We start from the raw sequence: 17845 nt of genomic DNA, 5'->3' as shown, positions 1-17845 counted from the left end.
CCGTGCGGAAGACGCGTCCCGCGTGGAAGCGGATCCGCGGGGAACCTCCGCCCACACCACCAGGCCGGAGTCGTACTCCTGCACCCCCCAGGCCCGGCACAGCGCGTCGACGAGAAGCAGCCCCCGCCCGTGCTCCTCCTCCGGCAGCTTGGGCGACGGATGAGGCTCGCCCGGTGCGCATCCCTCGTCGCGCACGGCTATGCGCACCAGGTCCTTGCCGTCCTGAAGCTCGCACACGATCTGGTTGCTCGCGGTGTGCACAACGGCGTTGGTGACCAGCTCGGAGATCACCAGGGCCGCCGTCTCGCAGGTGTCCTCGCACACGGACCAGCCGGTCAGCCGGGCTCTGGTCAGGCGCCTGGCCTGGGCGGGAGAACCAGGGTGCGCCGCCAGTTCGAAGCGGAACCGACGGAGGGAAGCGGCCTCGCCGAGGCCCGCTCCCATGGGGACGCCGAGGCCCTGGGGGCTCGCGGACGTGGCTGTTCCTAAGGGCGGGGACGGAATCACGCTTGTCACTATCTCCCCGCCGTGAACACTTGGCAAGTGGCACTCTGAAAATTGCAGAGTGCTGTATGACGCAGTGACAGGTCATGGCACACTGCACGCAACAGCGCGTCGAAGGACGCCAGTTGGGAACGCCTTGGGGTCACCCGGCAGCCGTCCGGGAGCGCAAGGAGCCGTGCTCGGCCCCTGGAACGAACCGTCGATACGGCTCCACGGGGCCGTCCCCGAGTCGTGGAGGTGAAGTGTGAGCGAGCCGCGGTCCGCGCCGACCGTCGGACAGGTCGTGCTCGGCCGGCGCTTGATGGACCTGCGGGAACGCGCGGGGCTCAAGCGCGAGGAGGCCGCGCGCATCCTGCGCGTCGCCCCCGCGACCGTACGCCGCATGGAGATGGCCGAGGTCGCCCTCAAGATCCCGTATGTGCACATGCTGCTGAAGGCGTACGGCGTTCCCGACGACGAGGCCGAGGCCTTTGTGCAGCTCGCCGAGGAGGCCAACCGTCCCGGCTGGTGGCAGCGCTTCCACGACATCCTGCCGAGCTGGTTCTCGATGTACGTCAGCCTGGAGGGCGCCGCCACGCTCATCCGGTCCTACGAGCCGCACTTCGTGCCCGGCCTGCTGCAGACCGAGGACTACGCGCGCGGAGTGCTCAAGTCCGGGGCCGTCGGCCAGACCAGCCCCGAGGACATCGAGCGTCATGTCGCGCTGCGCATGCGACGCCAGGAGCTGCTCACCCGCCCCGACGCGCCCAGGTTCTGGGCGGTGATGGACGAGACCGCGCTGCGCCGTCCGGTCGGCGGCCCCGAGGTGATGCGGGCGCAGATCGACAAGCTGCTCGAGGCCATGGAGCTGCCCAATGTGACGCTCCAGATCGCCCAGTTCTCCTCGGGGCCGCACCCGGGCACGTACGGGCCCTTCGTGCTGTTCCGATTTGCCATGCCCGAACTGCCGGACATGGTCTACAGCGAGTACCTGACCGGCGCCGTCTACCTGGACGCGCGCCCGGAGGTGGCGACCCACCTCGAGGTCATGGACCGCATGGCGGCACAGGCCGCCACAGCACATCGCACGAAGAAGATCCTCCGGGATCTTCGCAAGGAGCTCTGAATGAAACGCATCTACAACGGCATGCCCGCCCGGGAGTTGGGAACCGAGGGCTGGCACAAACCGTGGAGCGGTGGCAACGGGGGCAACTGCCTGGAGGCGATGAAACTGGCCGACGGCCGCATCGCGGTCCGTCAGTCGACCGACCCGGACGGGCCGGCGCTCATCTACACCGCGGACGAGATGACGGCGTTCATCGAGGGCGCGAAGGCGGGGGTGGCGGACTTCCTGCTCACCTGACTGCCCCACCTGACTGTCCTGAGTATTGCTTGATGCTCAACTTCCTTTTTTCAGTGCAGACTTGCTCATGATTGCCTTCTTTCTCGGATGTTTAAGGGGTGCCGTATGACCGCACATGAGAACGAGACCGAGACCGGTCCCGGGGCCGGCAACGGGCTCGTGATCGACACCAGCAAGCCGCACCCCGCGCGGATGTACGACTGGTACCTCGGCGGCAAGGACAACTACCCCGTCGACGAGGAGATGGGCCGGCAGATGGTCGCCCTCGAACCGAGGGTGCCGGTGATGGCCAAGGTCAACCGCGCGTTCATGCACCGGGCCACGCGGTGGCTGACCGAACAGGGCGTACGGCAGTTCCTGGACATCGGCACCGGCATCCCGACCGAGCCGAACCTCCACCAGGTCGCCCAGGCGATCGCGCCCGATGCGCGCGTCGTCTACTGCGACAACGACCCCATCGTGCTGGCCCACGCGGCGGCCCTGCTGCGCAGCACGCCCGAGGGGGTCACGGAGTACCTCCAGGCCGATGTGCGCGACCCGGAGACGATCATTGAGGGCGCCCGCAAGGTCCTGGACTTCACCAGGCCCGTGGCCCTCTCCATGATCGCCCTGTTCCACTTCATCCCCGACGAGGACGACGCCCACGGGCTGGTCGCCCGTCTCCTCGACGCCCTTCCGTCCGGCAGCTACCTGGTGATGACCCACGCCACCGCCGACTTCACTCCCGAGGAGTCGAAGGAGGCGACGGCGAAGCTGAAGGGCGCGGGGGTCACCCTGGCCCTGCGCTCCCGCGAGGAGTTCACCCGTTTCTTCGACGGGCTGGAACTGGTGGAGCCGGGCATCGCGGTCGTCCACAAGTGGCGCCCGGAGCTCGGCGAGCCGGTCCCGGGCCAGGACGACGGAGTGATCCCGGGCTACGGGGCGGTGGGCCGGAAGCCGTAGGAACGGCGGAAGGACCATCCGCGAGGAACAGCGGAAGGAACCTCGGAAGGAACACATCGGGCACCCGGTGGGCCGCTTCGGGCCTGCCGGGTGCCCGCTTCCCCGAGGGGCCGGGGCACCGTCCGGGCCACCCACGGAGGCTCGGGCCCGCGGGGACGCGGGCGTGAGAGGCCACCGGCCCTGCGGGGAGGCGGGCCTGCGGGGACGCAAAGGCGCGGGAGCACCGGCGTGCGGTGACACCGGCACCGCTCAGCCGGCGAACCCCCGGACGGGCACGCCCCTGACTCCCGGGGCGCAGGCGAACAGCGCGCCCGCCTCCGGCTCGGCACCGGGAGCGAGATGCTCGCGCGAGGTCGTGACGAACAGCCGGTCGAGCCCGGGACCGCCGAAGGCGCACGCCGTCACCTTGGTGACCGGGAGCGCCACGATCCCGTCGAGGGCGCCGTTCGGTGCGTACCGGTGCACCGAGCCGCCGCCGTACAGGGCGACCCACACACCGCCCTCCGCGTCGACCGTCAACCCGCCCGGGCTGCCCGAGGTGACGGCGAACGGGCGCCGTCCGCGCAGCCCGCCCCCACGGTCGTAGTCGAACACGTCGACACGGCCGGTCACCGTGTCGACGTAGTACGCGCGGTCCCCGGCGGGGCTCCAGTCGAGGCCGTTGGAGACCGTCACGCCGTCGAGGACGACCGTCGTCGAGCCGTCGGGGTCCAGACGGTGGACGGCCCCGGCCCTCTGCCGGAGGCCGTGGGCCATGGAGCCGCAGTAGAACCGCCCGTCCGGATCGCAGCCCCCCTCGTTCATCCGGACGCGTTCATCGCTCCACAGCGGGTCCAGGAAGGCCACCTTTCCGTCCGTGCCCTCGAGGGCGAAGCCGCGCTCGACACCGAGCACGGCGCCGCCGCGCCGCCGGGGCCGGACCGCGGCGACCACGGTGTCGATGTGCCGCCGTGCCACGGATCCGTCCGGGGCGAACGACAGCACGTCCCCCGCCAGCATGTCCAGCCATCGAAGACCGCCCCACGCGTCGGACCAGACCGGCCCCTCACCGTGGTACGTGACCGGCTCGGTGACCTGCTCGACCTTCACCGTCGTCACCTTCTTCCCGGCACGCCCTCCGGGGCGGGCATCGCGCGGGGCGCAGGCGGACCGCTTCCCGCCGGGCGGTCCCGCCGTGCCGGCGCCCGCCGTCCCGGCGTCCGGCGGACTCCTCGGCCGGCCCGGGCGGTGCGAACCGCTGCTCCTTCGATGCTCTCCGACACCCCGGCCCCGCGCACCCCGCCGCCCGCCGTCAGCGCTTGACGCGGTTGCGGATCGCCAGGACCGCCAGGCCCAGAAGGACGGGTTCGGTCATGCGGGACGCCATCTCGACGTAGGTGCCGGCGGTGGTCAGGTCCTGTCCGCTGGAGCGGAACACCACCGAGTTGAGCGTGACGTTCGGGGCCTTCTCGAAGCGCTCGCCGGTGAACCTGTCCCCGGTGGGGTTCTGCGGGTCCTTCTTGTCGATCTCGAAGGTGACCCTGCCTCCGCCGGGCGGCACGGTGCCGGTCGCCTCCTGCTTCGGGTCGTCCTCCGGGAGCCCGAAGCCCATCAGCAGCACGACGGTCAGAAGCATGGCGGCGGCGAGCCAGCCCAGGGCGCGCAGGGCGCGCAGACCGTAGCCGGACAGCATCCAGTGGGCGTGCGGCAGTCCGCGTTCGGCGCGAGGGTGTTGATGCGGTCGTAGCGGCGCATCTCCATCTCGCCGTAGTAGAAGTCGGCCGCCCCCGGCTCGTTCTTGCTGTCCTCGAACGCCTTGCGCAGCGCCCGGTACACCGGGGCCAGCTGCGCCGGCCCGACGTGTTCGGCGCCGGACACCTCGGCGTTCCAGCCCCGGACCGCCGCCGGTCTGCGCGCCCGCCGGCAGCGTTCCTCGGCCAGGGTGCGACGCGGCGTGAACCGTACCGGACGCCGGCGCACCCAGTGCGTGCCGGACGGAACCGTGCCGAAGGAGCAGGCGCCCTCCAGCCGCACCTGGTCCAGATGCACCGTGCCGGTGAACAGGCACTGCGACAGATCGACGTCGGCGAGGACCGGACGGGCCGCGTCCACCCCGCGCAACGAGGCCAGCCGCACCTCGGCGCCGGGCGAGCCGGCCAGAGCGTCCTCCTCCACCGTCTGCCCGCCCGGGCGAAGAAAGGGCCTGGGCTCCGCGGCGATGGTGAGGGGGTACTCGAAGACCGCGTGGGAGAAGTCCACCGTGGCGTGGCGCAGCCGCGGTTCGGCCGTCGACGACCAGCGGGTCCGCCGGCACTCCGGGCGGCGTGCGGCGAGCGCGAGGGTCGTCGGGCCGTCGAACACCGCCTCGGACAGCATCAGCCGCTCGGCGCACACCAATGGCCCGATACTGGCCGGCCGCTTGAACACCGCCCTCATGAACCAGGCGTCGCCTTGGAAGGCGGCCGAGTCGAACCAGGGAGTGCGTTGGAAGGCGGCCGAGACGAACTGGGCGTCGCCTTGGAAGACGGCCGAGACGAACCGGGCGTCGCCGAGACAGGGGTTTCCCGTGGCGGGGTCGCGCAGGGCGGTGAGCAGCCGGTCCAGCAGGTCCTCGGTGAACGGGGTGCCGCGGTGGTCGATGTCGGCGCCGGGGGACAGGGTGGCCAGGTAGGCCTCGCGGTCGGCCTCGGTCAGATGGGCGAGGCAGGCGGTGCGGCCGGGGACGTGGATGCCACGGCAGCCGACCGGATCGTCCGCGGTGGCGCCGTGACCGCAGTGCGGTCACTCCGGCGGAGCAGGGGAGGGTGCGTGGCTCGGGTGTGACACATCCGAAGGGCGACCGGACACGGCCGGACGGTTGCCGGCCTTGGGACCTGCCGGCCTCAAACCGGTCGCCGGACCCTCAGGGGCGGTCGTCAGACCCTCAGGGGACGGTCGTCCGGGCCGATCGGGGACGGGAGGCGGGAGGGGGCGCCGGTCAGGTAGTGGTCCACGGCGGCCGCCACCGCACGGCCCTCGGCGATCGCCCAGACGATGAGGGACTGGCCGCGGGCCGCGTCGCCGGCGGCGAAGACACCGGGGACATTGGTCGCGAAGGAACGGTCGCGGGCGAGGGTGCCCCGGGGAGTGAGCTCCAGTCCCAGCTGGGCGATCAGACCGTCCTCCTGGGAGGGGCCGGAGAAGCCCAGCGCCAGCAGGACGAGGTCGGCGCGCAGTGCGCGCTCGGTGCCCGGCAGGGGGCGGCGCTGCGCGTCGACCTCCATCAGGTGCACCTCGCGCACCCGCCCCTCGGCGTCACCGGTGAAGCGGAACGTCGACGCCGCGAACAGCCGTGCGTCGGCATCCGCGGCGGGTGCCATGCGCAGGGCGCCCGCCTCCTCGTGGGCGGGCGACAGCCGGTAGACCTTCGGATACGTCGGCCACGGCTCGGTCTCCTCGTCGCGCTCCGTGCCCGGCTGGGGGTAGATGTCCAGCTGGGTCACGGACGCGGCGCCCTGCCGTATCGCCGTGCCCAGACAGTCGGCCCCGGTGTCCCCGCCGCCGATGATGACGACATGCCGGCCGGCGGCGGACAGGGGGGAGTCCTCGAAGTCCCCCTCGCACACCCGGTTGGCCGCCGGGAGATACTCCATCGCCTGGTGAATCCCGGACAGCTCCCTTCCGGGGACCGGGAGTTCACGCCACGCCGTGGCTCCCGTGGCGATCACCACGGCGTCGTGGCGCGTCCGCAGCTCGGCCGCCCCCACGTCCTGTCCGACCACCACGGACGTGCGGAACTTCGTCCCCTCGGCCCGCATCTGCTCCAGCCGCCGCTCCAGATGGTGCTTCTCCATCTTGAACTCGGGGATGCCGTACCGCATGAGCCCGCCGAGCCGGTCGTCCCTCTCGTACACCACGACCGTGTGACCCGCCCGGGTCAGCTGCTGCGCCGCGGCCAGCCCCGTCGGCCCCGAACCGATCACCGCGACGGACCGCCCGGACAGCCACTCCGGCGGCTGCGGCGGGACGAACCCCTCCTCCCACGCCCGGTCGGCGATCGCGCACTCCACGTTCTTGATGGTGACGGCCGGCTGGTTGATCGCCAGCACGCACCCCGCCTCGCACGGTGCCGGACACAACCGCCCCGTGAACTCGGGGAAGTTGTTGGTCGCGTGCAGCCGGTCGCTCGCCGCGCGCCAGTCCTCCCGGGACACCAGGTCGTTCCAGTCGGGGATCAGGTTGCCCAGCGGACAGGCCTGGTGGCAGAACGGCACTCCGCAGTTCATGCACCGGTCCGCCTGCTTGGCGATGATCGGCGGCAGTCCGCCCGGCACATACACCTCGCGCCAGTCCCGCACCCGCTCCTCGATCGGCCGGCGCGGCCACTCCCGCCGGGGCGTGGTCATGAAACCTTTGGGATCGGCCATGGCCGTCCCCCTTGCCTGGGCACCACCTCTTTCCGGCCACGATACGACGGCGGCGGGCCGCACGCAGCGCCCGCGCGGACCTCCGCGGGACACGGTCCGCCGCGCCGTGGAGGGCATCATGGACGGTGTGCGCCTTCACGCGATCACCTGGGAACGGCTCGCCGACCGCCTCGCCGAACGGCTGCTGGAGCTGAAGCCCGGCGACGGCAGTCCCTGGCCGCGCGTCGCCTTCGACGGCGCCCCCGCCGCCCGCCCCGGCGACCTCGCCGCCCGCGTCGCCGAGGCGCTGCGCCCGCTCGGCCGTCCCTCACTGGTCGTCGGCGCCGAGGGCTTCCTGCGCCCGGCCTCCGTCCGCCTGGAACACGGCCGCCGGGACGTGGACTCCTACTACGACGGCTGGTTCGACACCGGCGCCCTGTGGCGCGAGGTCTTCGGCCCCCTGGAACCCGGCGGCGACGGCCGCGTCCTGCCCGACCTGTGGGACCCGGTCACCGACCGTGCCACCCGCAGCCCCTACGTCCGGCTGCCGCCCGGCGCCCTGCTCCTGATGCACGGCCCCCTTCTGCTGCGCCACTGGTTCCCCTTCGACCTGACCGTCCACATCCTCCTCTCCCCGGGCGCCCTGCGCCGCCGCACCCCCGAGGAGGAGCACTGGACCCTGCCCGCCTTCGCCCGCTACGAGGCCGAGGCCGATCCGGCCGGCACCGCCGACGTCCTGGTGCGCGCGGACGACCCGCGCCGTCCGGCCTGGAGCGGCTGAGACCGCGCCGGAGGCCGGGCCCGGCCGGCGGACGGGACCCCGCCGGCTTTCCGCCGTCACCTGCGCACCCACGCCTTCGCGGTCCGAGCCGCCGGCCGCGCACTCCCCCGCAACGCCTCGGCGAGCACGCGCGCGTGCAGCTCGGGGTCCAGCTGTTCCTCCTTTGGCACGGGGTGGGCGACGATCAGCGCCGGCTCCGGTCCCCGCAGCGCGTCCTGCGCGCGCATCACCGCGGCCACCTCCTCCGGTGTGCGCAGCGTCCAGTCCACCGGATGGCCCGAGTCGGACAGACGGAACCCGGGAAACCGGTCCGTGCCGTACCCCGCCACCGCGACCCCCAGCGTCTCCAGCCGCTGCAGGGTCGCGGGCACGTCCAGGATCGACTTCACCCCGGCGCACACCACCGTGATCCGCGTCCGCGCCGGCAGCCGCAGGTCGGCGGACTCGTCCTGGGCGGCCGTCCACTCCCGGTGCACTCCGCCGAGCCCGCCCGTGGCGAACACCCGGATCCCCGCCGTCGCGGCCGGCTGTGCCGTCGCCGACACCGTCGTCGCCCCGCTCGCCCCCACCGCCAGGGCGAGCGGCAGATCGCGGTGGCCCAGCTTGCGGATGCCCTCCGCGCCCGTGACCCGCTCCAGCCGCTTTCGGTCCAGGCCGATGTGCAAACGCCCGTCCGGCACGGCGATCGTCGCCGGTACGGCACCCTCCTGACGCACCGCCTCCTCCAGCTCCAGCGCCACCCGGAGGTCGTGCGGACGGGGCAGCCCGTGCGCGACGATCGTGGACTCCAGGGCCACCACGGGACGGCGCGCGGCCAGCGCCTCCCGCACCTCTTCGGACACCACCAGCACGTGTCTGCCTCCTGCCGTCGTGCTCCTCGTCCTCCGTCGCTCCCCTCATCCCTGGCGGGTCGTGCACCCGGCCGCACCCTTGCGGCCCGCACCGTGCGGCACCAGCCTGGAAGGCATGACGGACAGCAGGCCGCGCCTCGACCACGTCGTCCTGTGGGTACGGGACCCGATCGCCGCCGCCGGCTTCTACGAGAAGGCCGTCGGCCTGGAGCCGCTGCGGGTGGACGAGTTCGCCGCCGGCGAGGTCTCCTTCCCCTCCGTGCGCCTCAACGAGGAGACGATCCTCGACCTCGCCCCGCGCGACCGGGCGCACGGCATGGACATGCTCCCCGGCGCCGCCGACAGCGCGGGCCACCCGGTGAACCACGTCTGCCTGTCCCTGCCCGCCGCCGCCTTCGACGCCCTGCGCGCCCGCCTCCAGGAGCACGGCGTCCCCGTGACCGGCCTCTCCCACGACGCCTACGGGGCACGCGGCCACGCCAGACGCAGCTTCTACTTCCGCGACCCCGACGGGAACGTCCTCGAGGCCCGGCACTACGACTGGGGATCCGGCCAGGAGCTTTAGGGGAAGCCCTGGTCACGGCCGTTCGCCGGGCACCGTGACCGGACACGGCCGCCTCGCCGGAGACGGACTTCTCCCCGGCCCGTCACGACCCGCCGCGCCGCTCGACGAGCACTTCGAGCCCGTCCAGGATCCGCTGCAGCCCGAACTCGAAGTGGTCGAAGGAGGGGCTCCAGGTGTCCTCGGCGAGCGAGGCGAGGACGGGGTAGCGGCCGGTCGCCATGATCTTCTCCAGGAGCGGTGCCTGGGCGGCGTAGAAGTCGGCGGTCGTCATGCCCGAGCTGTGCTCCGCCGCCTCCTGGTAGGCCTGGGTGCGCGCGGCCCCGACGACATAGTTGTCGATCATGACGATGACCGACACCAGCTCGGGGTCGCTCAGGCCCATCGGCCGGATGAGGGAGAGCACCTTCTCCATGGTGTCCAGTGCGCTCGGGCCGAGCAGCGCATGGCACTGGTGCACACCGAGCAGCCAGGGGTGGCGGCGGTACAGCGCGAGGGTGGAGCGGGCCAGCGCCTCCAGCGTGGAACGCCAGGTGCCGTCGCCGGCGTCGGCCAGCTTCTCCGCCGGGCGCTGGACGCGGTCGAGCATCAGGGCGAGCAGCTCGGCCTTGCCGGGGACATAGCGGTACAGGGACATGGCGCCGGTGCCGAGTTCGGCGGCGACGCGGCGCATCGAGACCGCCTCCAGACCCTCCATGTCCGCGATCCGGATGGCCGCTTCCACGATCCGGTCCACGGTCAGCCCCGGCTTGGGTCCGCGGCTGGGGCGTCGGCCGGTGTCCCACAGCAGCTCGAGGGTGCGTACGACGTTACCGCTGCCGCTGGTGTCCGCACTGCTGGTCATGGGGGGAGTCTAGTTCCGGAGAAAAAACTGAGTACGCTGTACGCGCAATCGAGTACGGTGTACTCGGTTACCGGAAGGGGGACCCATGACCGACGAACACGCCGTGCGGGCCGAGGCGGTCGAGAAGCGGTACGGCGACAAGCGCGCCCTCGACGGCTTCGACCTGACCGTCCGCAGAGGCACCGTGCACGGACTGCTCGGGCCCAACGGCGCCGGCAAGACCACGGCCGTCCGGATCCTGGCCACGCTCACCCGCCTGGACGGAGGGCGCGCCACCGTGGCCGGTTTCGACGTGACCCGCCGGCCGCGCGAGGTGCGCGCCCGCATCGGGCTCACCGGCCAGTACGCGGCCGTGGACGAGGTGCTCACCGGCCGGCAGAACCTGGAGATGTTCGGCCGCCTGTTCCATCTGGGCGGCAGACGGGCCCGGCTCCGTGCCGCCGAACTGCTGGAACGGTTCGATCTGACCGACGCCGCGGACAGAGGCGTCGACGGCTACAGCGGCGGCATGCGACGCCGCCTCGACCTCGCCGCTTCCATGATCCTCGCCCCGGACGTGCTCTTCCTCGACGAGCCCACCACCGGTCTCGATCCACGCAGCCGGAGGGAGGTCTGGGAGTCGGTGAGGAAGCTGGTGGAGGACGGTACGACGGTGCTGCTGACCACGCAGTACCTGGAGGAGGCCGACCGGCTCGCCTCCCGCATCACCGTCATCGACCAGGGGCGAGCCATCGCCGACGACAGCCCGGACGGCCTGAAGGCGCGGATCGGCGGCGACCGCATCGAGATCGTCGTCACCGAACGGGCGGAGATCCCGCACGCGATGAAGGCCGTCGCCCGGGTGGCGGAGGGCGAGCCCGAGGCGGACGAGGGCGAGTTGCGGGTGCACGCCCAGGTGACTGACCGGGTGGCCGCGCTCACCGACGTGACGCGGACGCTGCGGGACGAGGGGGTCCGTGTCGAGGACATCGGACTGCGCAGGCCGAGCCTCGACGACGTCTTCCTGCGCCTGACCGGACATCGCACGGAGACGGAGAAAGCCGCATGAGCACCCTGGACATCGCCCCCGAGCACGGCCGTGCGTACTGGCTGCTCGCCGACTGCTGGAACATGGTGCGCCGCGGCCTGACCCACTACCGCCGCCGGCCGGCCTCCATTGCCTGGCAGCTGGGCTTCCCGATCCTGTCCGTCCTGCTGTACGGCTATGTCTTCAGCGGCGCCATGCGGGTGCCCGGCGGCGGGGACTACAAGGACTTCCTGATGCCGGGGATGTTCGTGATGACCATGGCGTTCGGCTTCATCAACACGGCGACCCTCGTGGTCCACGACTCCACCAAGGGGGTCATCGACCGGTTCCGCTCCATGCCGATGGCCTCGTCGGCCGTGGTGGCCGGACGCGGGGGGACCGACCTGCTGGTCGGGTGCGCCGAGCTGGGGATCATGATGCTCACCGCGTTCGCCATGGGCTGGAGACCGGACGGGGGCTGGAGCTTTCTCGCCGCCTTCGGGCTGCTGCTGTGGCTGCGGTTCGCGCTGGTCTGGGCCGGTGTGTGGCTGGGCCTGCTGGTGCCCGATCCGGAGGCGGCGGGCGGACTGTTCGGGGCGGCGTTCCCCCTGGCGATGATCTCCAGCGTCTTCGTCGCGCCCCGGCTCATGCCCGACTGGCTGGGCTTCGTGGCGGTCTGGAATCCGATCTCGTCGACGGCGACGGCAACCCGTGAGCTGTTCGGGACGCCGGCCGGGAGCGGCGGTTCATGGGTCGAGCAGCACGCGCTGCTGATGGCGGGAGTGTGGCCGGCGGTGCTGACCCTGGTCTTCCTGCCCCTGGCGGTCCGCAGGTTCCGGAAACTGGGCGCGTAGGCGCGCGGGGGCGCCGTCAGAACAGCGGCTCGGGCAGCACTCCCTCCAGTGCGAGCAGCCTCCGCTTGGTCTCCAGGCCGCCCCCGAATCCGCCGATGCCCCCGTCGCTCTCGACCACCCGGTGGCACGGCACCACCACCGGCAGCGGATTGGAGCCCATCGCCGCGCCCACCGCCTGCGCGGCCCCCGGCTGCCCGACCCGCTCGGCGAGCTCGCCGTACCCGACGACCGTGCCGTACGGCACGGTCGTCGCGAGCGCGCGCAGCACCTGCCGGTTGAAGCCCGAGCTCAGCGACCAGTCCAGGGGCAGGGCGAAGTCGCGCCGCTCGCCCGCGAAGTACGCCCGGACCTGGCGTATCGGCTCCGCGAGCAGCGGGGAGCCGGGCTCCTCGGCCGGCTCCCCGCCCAGCCGGGACGCCAGCCGGGCCAGCGCCCGGTCCCGTACCGCGCCGGTGGCGTGGAAGACGACGTTGACCAGGCCCTTGCGGGTCGCGGCCAGCAACAGGGGGCCGATGCCGGTGCCGACGACGGCCCACACGGCCTGTTCGCTGCGCTCGTGGCTGTCCATGGGACGACAGTACGGCCCCTCACCGACAACGCCCCCCCCGTTGCGCCGGGTCCGCTTTCGCGGCGGTGCGGACGGGACCCGCTCACGGCCTCGCGGGCGGGACGCTCACGACCCGCCGAGCGCCTCCCGCACCACGTCCGGCGTGTCCGTGATGATTCCGTCCACGCCGTACCCGGCGACGGTCCGGGCACGGGCGGCGTCGTTCACCGTCCAGGTGAAGACCCCCAGCGGCCTGCCGTGCGGTCCGGTGTGGGCGCGGACGGCCTTCACATAGTCCGCGGAGAGCGTCCCGTGGGACGGGTTGATCAGATCCGCGAAGGCCGCGTACTTCTTCAGCTCCGTCTCGGCCGGACGGCCGAGGAAACCGGTGACGACGGCGGGCTTCAGCTCGTGCACGGTCCGCACGCTGTCCGCGCCGAAGCTCTGCACGATCAGCCGGTCCGCCAGATGCCGCCGGTCGAGCCAGCCCTCGTTGGCCAGCTCCTTCAGGATCTGCTGCTCGATGCCCGGGTACAGCTCGGGATTCTTGATCTCCAGCAGCAGCTTCTGGCGGTTGCGCTCGACCCGGCGCAGATACTGCTCCAGCGTCGGCACGCGCGTGCCCGCGTACGCGGGGGAGAACCAGCTGCCCGCGTCCAGGCGGGCGATCTCCGCGGCGGTGAAGTCCTTCACCTTCCACGGCGCCCGGTCGGGGAAGACCTCCTCGACGTTGGTCGTCCGTGCCAGGCTGTCGTCGTGGATCACCACGAGCCGGCCGTCCTTGGTGCGCTGCACGTCGTTCTCCACCCAGGTGATGCCGAGTGCGGCGGCCTTGTCGACGGCGGGCAGGGTGTTCTCCGGGGCATAGGCGGAGGCGCCCCGGTGGGCGACGACCACGGGGGTCCGTTCCCGGGGTTCGGCGGCCCGTGCCTCGGAGGCGGGCACCATCAGGACGGCCCCCAGCAGTGCGGCGGCCAGTGCGGCAACTGCACGCATGCGCATGCGTACTCCTCGCGACAGGGAATCACTGACAGCACCAGACTGGCAGCGGAACGTCAACAAGACCCGAACGTACGGAGAACACGCAGGACAGCACGTACGACGACACGCGGGGCGGCGTGGAGGACGTGTGTGCATGCGATTGACTTCTGTGTGCCCACCGTTGGCACACATCTGCGGCGAGGCCGTGTTTCTTTGCCGCAGAACCGTTCGGCCGGTCCGGGGGAGTCGTACTCTCGCGTCAGCCCTGACCGCGCGGCGGTCCTGGACGGGGGCGCATCAGGTATTCCGGGACGCGGGAAGGCGGAAAGGGCATCCGCACATGCACGGCACGGTCGACGGATTCAGTTACGGGCTGGTCACCCCGGTGGTGGCCTGCCTCATGGCCTGTCTGGGGGGAGCTCTCGGCCTGCACTGCACCACCCGCGCCCTGCTGGTCGCGGGCTCCTGGCGCCCCGGCTGGCTCGCCCTGGCCTCGGCGGCCACCGGCTCCGGCATATGGAGCATGCACTTCGTGGCGATGATCGGCTTCACCGTCGAGGAGGCACCCGTCCACTACGACCGGGCGACGACGTACGCGAGCCTGGCCGCGGCCGTCGTCATGGTGGGCGTGGGGATCTTCATCGTCGGCTACCGGGGGACGACCGGCTCCGCGCTGTTCACCGGGGGCACGATCACCGGCCTGGGCATCGCCACCATGCACTACCTGGGCATGGTGGCGATGCGGCTCAACGGCACCCTGGAGTACGACACCCTCGTCGTCGCCGCCTCCGTCGTCGTCGCCGTCGTCGCCGCCACCGCCGCCCTCTGGGCGGCCGGACAGGACAGGGGGCCGCTGTGGAGCGTCGGCGGCAGCCTGGCCATGGGCCTCGCCGCCAGCGGCATGCACTACACCGGCATGGCCGCCGTCAGCGTCCGTCTGCACGGCACCGGCGGCACCCCCGCCGCCGGCGAGTCACCGGCCGCCCTGCTCGTGCCGATGCTGGCCGGCCCGCTCTCCTTCCTGCTGCTCGCCGGGGCCGTCGTCCTGTTCGACCACCGGATGGTCACGGGCGGGGCCGCCCGGATCCCCGCCGAGCGCAAGCCGGGCGTCCCGGCCGGCGAGCTCGTCTCCCACACCGCCCGCCGCCCGCCGTCCCGCATCCGCCGCGCACCGGCCCGCGCCCCGCGCCGCGGCCCGGTCCGCGCACGCTTCCGCACGCCGCAGAACCGCTGACCGGGACCCGTTGTCGGTGGCGGGTCGTACGGTGGATGTCATGCGGCCCGTCTCTCACATCGAACGCACGGTGGCACCCTTCAAGGTCGTCAGCCCCTACCAGCCCAGCGGCGACCAGCCCCAGGCCATCGACGAACTCGTCCGGCGCATCCAGGCGGGCGAGAAGGACGTCGTCCTGCTCGGCGCCACCGGCACCGGCAAGTCCGCCACCACCGCGTGGATGATCGAGAAGCTCCAGCGCCCGACCCTCGTCATGGCGCCCAACAAGACCCTGGCCGCCCAGCTGGCCAACGAGTTCCGCGAACTTCTGCCGCACAACGCGGTCGAGTACTTCGTCTCGTACTACGACTACTACCAGCCCGAGGCCTACGTCCCCCAGTCGGACACCTACATCGAGAAGGACTCCTCGATCAACGAGGAGGTCGAGCGCCTGCGCCACTCCGCGACCAACGCGCTGCTCACCCGCCGCGACGTCGTCGTGGTCGCCTCCGTCTCCTGCATCTACGGCCTGGGCACCCCGCAGGAGTACGTGGACCGCATGGTCCCGCTCCGGGTCGGCGAGGAGATCGACCGGGACGAACTGCTGCGCCGCTTCGTGGACATCCAGTACACGCGCAACGACGTGTCCTTCACCCGCGGCACCTTCCGGGTGCGCGGCGACACCGTCGAGATCTTCCCGGTCTACGAGGAACTGGCCGTCCGCATCGAGATGTTCGGCGACGAGATCGAGGCGCTGTCCACGCTCCACCCGGTCACCGGCGAGATCGTCAGCGACGAGCAGCAGCTGTACGTCTTCCCGGCCTCGCACTACATCGCCGGCCCCGAACGCATGGAGCGGGCGATCAACGGCATCGAGAAGGAGCTGGCCGAGCGCCTGGCCGAACTGGAGAAGCAGGGCAAGCTGCTGGAGGCCCAGCGGCTGCGCATGCGCACCACGTACGACATCGAGATGCTCCGCCAGATCGGCACCTGCTCCGGCGTGGAGAACTACTCGCTGCACTTCGACGGCCGCGCGCCGGGCACCCCGCCCCACACGCTGCTGGACTACTTCCCCGAGGACTTCCTGCTCGTCATCGACGAGTCGCACGTCACCGTCCCCCAGATCGGCGCGATGTACGAGGGCGACGCCTCCCGCAAGCGGACCCTCGTGGAGCACGGCTTCCGGCTCCCCTCCGCCCTGGACAACCGCCCGCTGAAGTGGGAGGAGTTCCTGGAGCGCATCGGCCAGACGGTGTACCTGTCGGCGACCCCGGGGCCGTACGAGCTGTCGCGTTCCCGCGGTCAGGTCGAGCAGATCATCCGCCCCACCGGCCTGGTCGACCCCCAGGTCGTCGTCAAGCCCACCGAGGGGCAGATCGACGACCTGGTGCACGAGATCCGCAAGCGCGTGGAGAAGGACGAGCGGGTCCTGGTCACCACGCTCACCAAGAAGATGGCCGAGGACCTGACCGACTACTTCCAGGAACTCGGCATCCAGGTGCGCTATCTGCACAGCGACGTCGACACCCTGCGCCGGGTCGAGCTGCTGCGCGAACTGCGCAGCGGCGAGTACGACGTCCTGGTCGGCATCAACCTGCTGCGCGAGGGCCTGGACCTGCCCGAGGTGTCCCTGGTGGCGATCCTCGACGCCGACAAGGAGGGCTTCCTGCGCTCGGGCACCTCGCTCATCCAGACCATCGGCCGCGCCGCGCGCAATGTCTCCGGCGAGGTCCACATGTACGCCGACACGATCACCCCGGCGATGGAGAAGGCCATCGAGGAGACCAACCGCCGCCGGGAGAAGCAGATCGCGTACAACAAGGCCCACGGCATCGATCCGCAGCCGCTGCGCAAGAAGATCAACGACATCGTCGCGCAGATCGCCCGCGAGGAGGTCGACACCGAGCAGCTGCTCGGCACCGGATACCGCAAGGGCAGGAAGGACGGCAGGGGCACGAGGACTCCCGTACCGGCACCCGCCGGGAAGGGGGCGAAGGGCGCCGGTGCCGCCGACCCGGTCCCGTCCTCCCGCGGCAGGGCGAAGAAGGCGAAGGAGAAAGCGCCCACCGACCGGCCGGCGGCCGAACTCGCCGCGCAGATCGAGGAGATGACGGCACGCATGCGTGCCGCCGCGGCCGATCTGCAGTTCGAGATCGCGGCCCGGCTGCGGGACGAGGTCGCGGAGATGAAGAAGGAACTGCGCCAGATGCAGGAGGCGGGCCTGGCCTGACTCCGCACTGTGCGACGACGGGGGCCGGCAGGGGCGCGGACCGGATGCGCTGTGTCGCAGGACCGCCACAAAACGCGGATCGGCGTGCGACGACGTCCGCGTCCCTGCATAGGCTCCCGGAAAGAGCCGTGGGGCCCGCGGCGCCAGGGGAGCCGTCCGAGAGGAGAAGCAGCCGTGACCGTCAACTTGACCAAGGGTCAGGCCATCAGTCTGCAGAAGGGCGACGGCGGCAGCCTGACCGCGGTCCGCATGGGACTCGGCTGGCAGGCGGCGCCCCGCCGGGGCCTGTTCGGCAGGCGCACACGCGAGATCGACCTCGACGCCTCCGCCGTGCTGTTCGCCGGCAAGCAGCCCGTCGACGTCGTCTTCTTCCAGCATCTGGTGAGCGACGACGGCTCGGTGCGGCACACCGGCGACAACCTGGTCGGCGGCGCCGGCCAGGGCGACGACGACGAGGCGATCCTCGTGGACCTGCAGCGCGTACCGGCCCGCATCGACCAGATCGTCTTCACCGTGAACTCCTTCACGGGCCAGACGTTCCAGGAGGTGCAGAACGCCTTCTGCCGCCTGGTCGACGAGACCAACGGCCAGGAGCTCGCCCGCTACACCCTCGCGGGCGGCGGCAACTACACCGCCCAGATCATGGCGAAGGTGCACCGCGTGGGCGGTGCCTGGACGATGACGGCTCTCGGTGTCCCCGCCAACGGCCGGACCTTCCAGAACCTGATCCCGGTCATCCTGCCGCACCTGTAGGCGTCCCTCCAGGCATCCATCCGGCACCGGGGGAGGGGAGGGCGACGACGGCCTGTTCCTTATACACATCT

17 protein-coding genes and 1 pseudogene are annotated in these 17845 nt (G+C 71.7%); 10 read left to right on the top strand and 8 right to left on the bottom strand.

Features of this window, described 5'->3' with window-relative positions; genetic code table 11:
• A partial coding sequence (locus tag CCN35_RS25580) for an ATP-binding protein (protein WP_086794494.1) occupies positions 1-516 on the bottom strand: 516 nt, incomplete at its 3' end.
• A 232-nt stretch (positions 517-748) separates the two neighbouring features.
• Here CCN35_RS25580 and CCN35_RS25575 point away from each other — a divergent pair.
• The 3 genes from CCN35_RS25575 (at position 749) to CCN35_RS25565 (ending at position 2788) form a co-directional block, all read left to right on the top strand.
• Complete coding sequence (locus CCN35_RS25575) at positions 749-1609, top strand: helix-turn-helix domain-containing protein (RefSeq protein ID WP_067390336.1); 861 nt, start codon at positions 749-751, stop codon at positions 1607-1609.
• Positions 1610-1846 (top strand): DUF397 domain-containing protein, encoded by a 237-nt coding sequence (locus CCN35_RS25570; RefSeq protein ID WP_067390338.1) that lies wholly within the window; start codon positions 1610-1612, stop codon positions 1844-1846. It begins immediately after the preceding gene.
• A 105-nt stretch (positions 1847-1951) separates the two neighbouring features.
• On the top strand, positions 1952-2788 hold the full coding sequence (locus CCN35_RS25565; protein ID WP_067390341.1) for an SAM-dependent methyltransferase: 837 nt from the start codon (positions 1952-1954) through the stop codon (positions 2786-2788).
• 249 nt (positions 2789-3037) lie between these two features.
• Here CCN35_RS25565 and CCN35_RS25560 read toward each other — a convergent pair whose 3' ends face one another.
• The 3 genes and pseudogenes from CCN35_RS25560 to CCN35_RS25550 all read right to left on the bottom strand — a co-directional run bounded on the left by CCN35_RS25560 (position 3038) and on the right by CCN35_RS25550 (position 7173).
• Positions 3038-3886, bottom strand: coding sequence for an SMP-30/gluconolactonase/LRE family protein (locus CCN35_RS25560; protein ID WP_245863472.1), 849 nt, complete (start codon positions 3884-3886; stop codon positions 3038-3040).
• Between the two features lie 193 nt (positions 3887-4079).
• Positions 4080-5497: pseudogene (locus tag CCN35_RS30305) on the bottom strand (pentapeptide repeat-containing protein).
• A 185-nt stretch (positions 5498-5682) separates the two neighbouring features.
• Positions 5683-7173, bottom strand: a complete 1491-nt coding sequence (locus tag CCN35_RS25550) for a glutamate synthase subunit beta (RefSeq protein WP_086794492.1) — start codon at positions 7171-7173, stop codon at positions 5683-5685.
• 127 nt (positions 7174-7300) lie between these two features.
• Between CCN35_RS25550 and CCN35_RS25545 the strand changes: the two genes are divergently transcribed.
• Positions 7301-7933: a nucleoside/nucleotide kinase family protein gene (locus CCN35_RS25545; RefSeq protein ID WP_067390775.1), complete on the top strand. Its 633-nt coding sequence runs from the start codon at positions 7301-7303 to the stop codon at positions 7931-7933.
• Between the two features lie 56 nt (positions 7934-7989).
• Here the strand turns inward: CCN35_RS25545 and CCN35_RS25540 are convergent, their stop codons facing one another.
• Positions 7990-8784, bottom strand: a complete 795-nt coding sequence (locus CCN35_RS25540; protein WP_079129570.1) for a pseudouridine-5'-phosphate glycosidase — start codon at positions 8782-8784, stop codon at positions 7990-7992.
• Positions 8785-8899: 115 nt separating this feature from the next.
• On the opposite strand from CCN35_RS25540, the gene CCN35_RS25535 reads away from it, so the two are divergent.
• On the top strand, positions 8900-9349 hold the full coding sequence (locus CCN35_RS25535) for a VOC family protein (RefSeq protein WP_067390347.1): 450 nt from the start codon (positions 8900-8902) through the stop codon (positions 9347-9349).
• Positions 9350-9431: 82 nt separating this feature from the next.
• Here the strand turns inward: CCN35_RS25535 and CCN35_RS25530 are convergent, their stop codons facing one another.
• Positions 9432-10190 (bottom strand): TetR/AcrR family transcriptional regulator, encoded by a 759-nt coding sequence (locus tag CCN35_RS25530; protein WP_067390350.1) that lies wholly within the window; start codon positions 10188-10190, stop codon positions 9432-9434.
• Positions 10191-10275: 85 nt separating this feature from the next.
• Here CCN35_RS25530 and CCN35_RS25525 point away from each other — a divergent pair, with 85 nt between their 5' ends.
• Positions 10276-11238, top strand: a complete 963-nt coding sequence (locus CCN35_RS25525; RefSeq protein ID WP_067390353.1) for an ATP-binding cassette domain-containing protein — start codon at positions 10276-10278, stop codon at positions 11236-11238.
• Positions 11235-12050, top strand: a complete 816-nt coding sequence (locus CCN35_RS25520; RefSeq protein ID WP_067390356.1) for an ABC transporter permease — start codon at positions 11235-11237, stop codon at positions 12048-12050. Before CCN35_RS25525 ends, CCN35_RS25520 begins: the two co-directional genes overlap by 4 nt.
• 16 nt (positions 12051-12066) lie before the next feature.
• Here the strand turns inward: CCN35_RS25520 and CCN35_RS25515 are convergent, their stop codons facing one another.
• Positions 12067-12618: a methylated-DNA--[protein]-cysteine S-methyltransferase gene (locus tag CCN35_RS25515; RefSeq protein WP_067390359.1), complete on the bottom strand. Its 552-nt coding sequence runs from the start codon at positions 12616-12618 to the stop codon at positions 12067-12069.
• Positions 12619-12723: 105 nt separating this feature from the next.
• Positions 12724-13599: a glycerophosphodiester phosphodiesterase gene (locus tag CCN35_RS25510; RefSeq protein WP_067390362.1), complete on the bottom strand. Its 876-nt coding sequence runs from the start codon at positions 13597-13599 to the stop codon at positions 12724-12726.
• Positions 13600-13918: 319 nt separating this feature from the next.
• Here CCN35_RS25510 and CCN35_RS25505 point away from each other — a divergent pair, with 319 nt between their 5' ends.
• The 3 genes from CCN35_RS25505 (at position 13919) to CCN35_RS25495 (ending at position 17774) form a co-directional block, all read left to right on the top strand.
• Entirely contained in the window at positions 13919-14812 is an 894-nt protein-coding gene (locus CCN35_RS25505; protein ID WP_067390365.1) for an MHYT domain-containing protein, read from the top strand.
• Positions 14813-14852: 40 nt separating this feature from the next.
• The gene (gene uvrB / locus CCN35_RS25500) at positions 14853-17021 is read left to right on the top strand and encodes an excinuclease ABC subunit UvrB (RefSeq protein WP_067390367.1); all 2169 of its coding nucleotides are present in this window, start codon (positions 14853-14855) and stop codon (positions 17019-17021) included.
• A gap of 174 nt (positions 17022-17195) precedes the next feature.
• Positions 17196-17774 carry a TerD family protein gene (locus tag CCN35_RS25495; RefSeq protein ID WP_067390370.1) on the top strand — a complete coding sequence of 193 codons (579 nt, stop codon included), beginning with the start codon at positions 17196-17198 and terminating at the stop codon, positions 17772-17774.
• Positions 17775-17845: the final 71 nt, after the last annotated feature.

The organism is Streptomyces thermovulgaris, from assembly GCF_002155915.1.
GTDB classification, from domain to species: Bacteria; Actinomycetota; Actinomycetes; order Streptomycetales; family Streptomycetaceae; genus Streptomyces; species Streptomyces thermovulgaris.
This window is presented reverse-complemented; position numbering and strand designations above follow the sequence as displayed.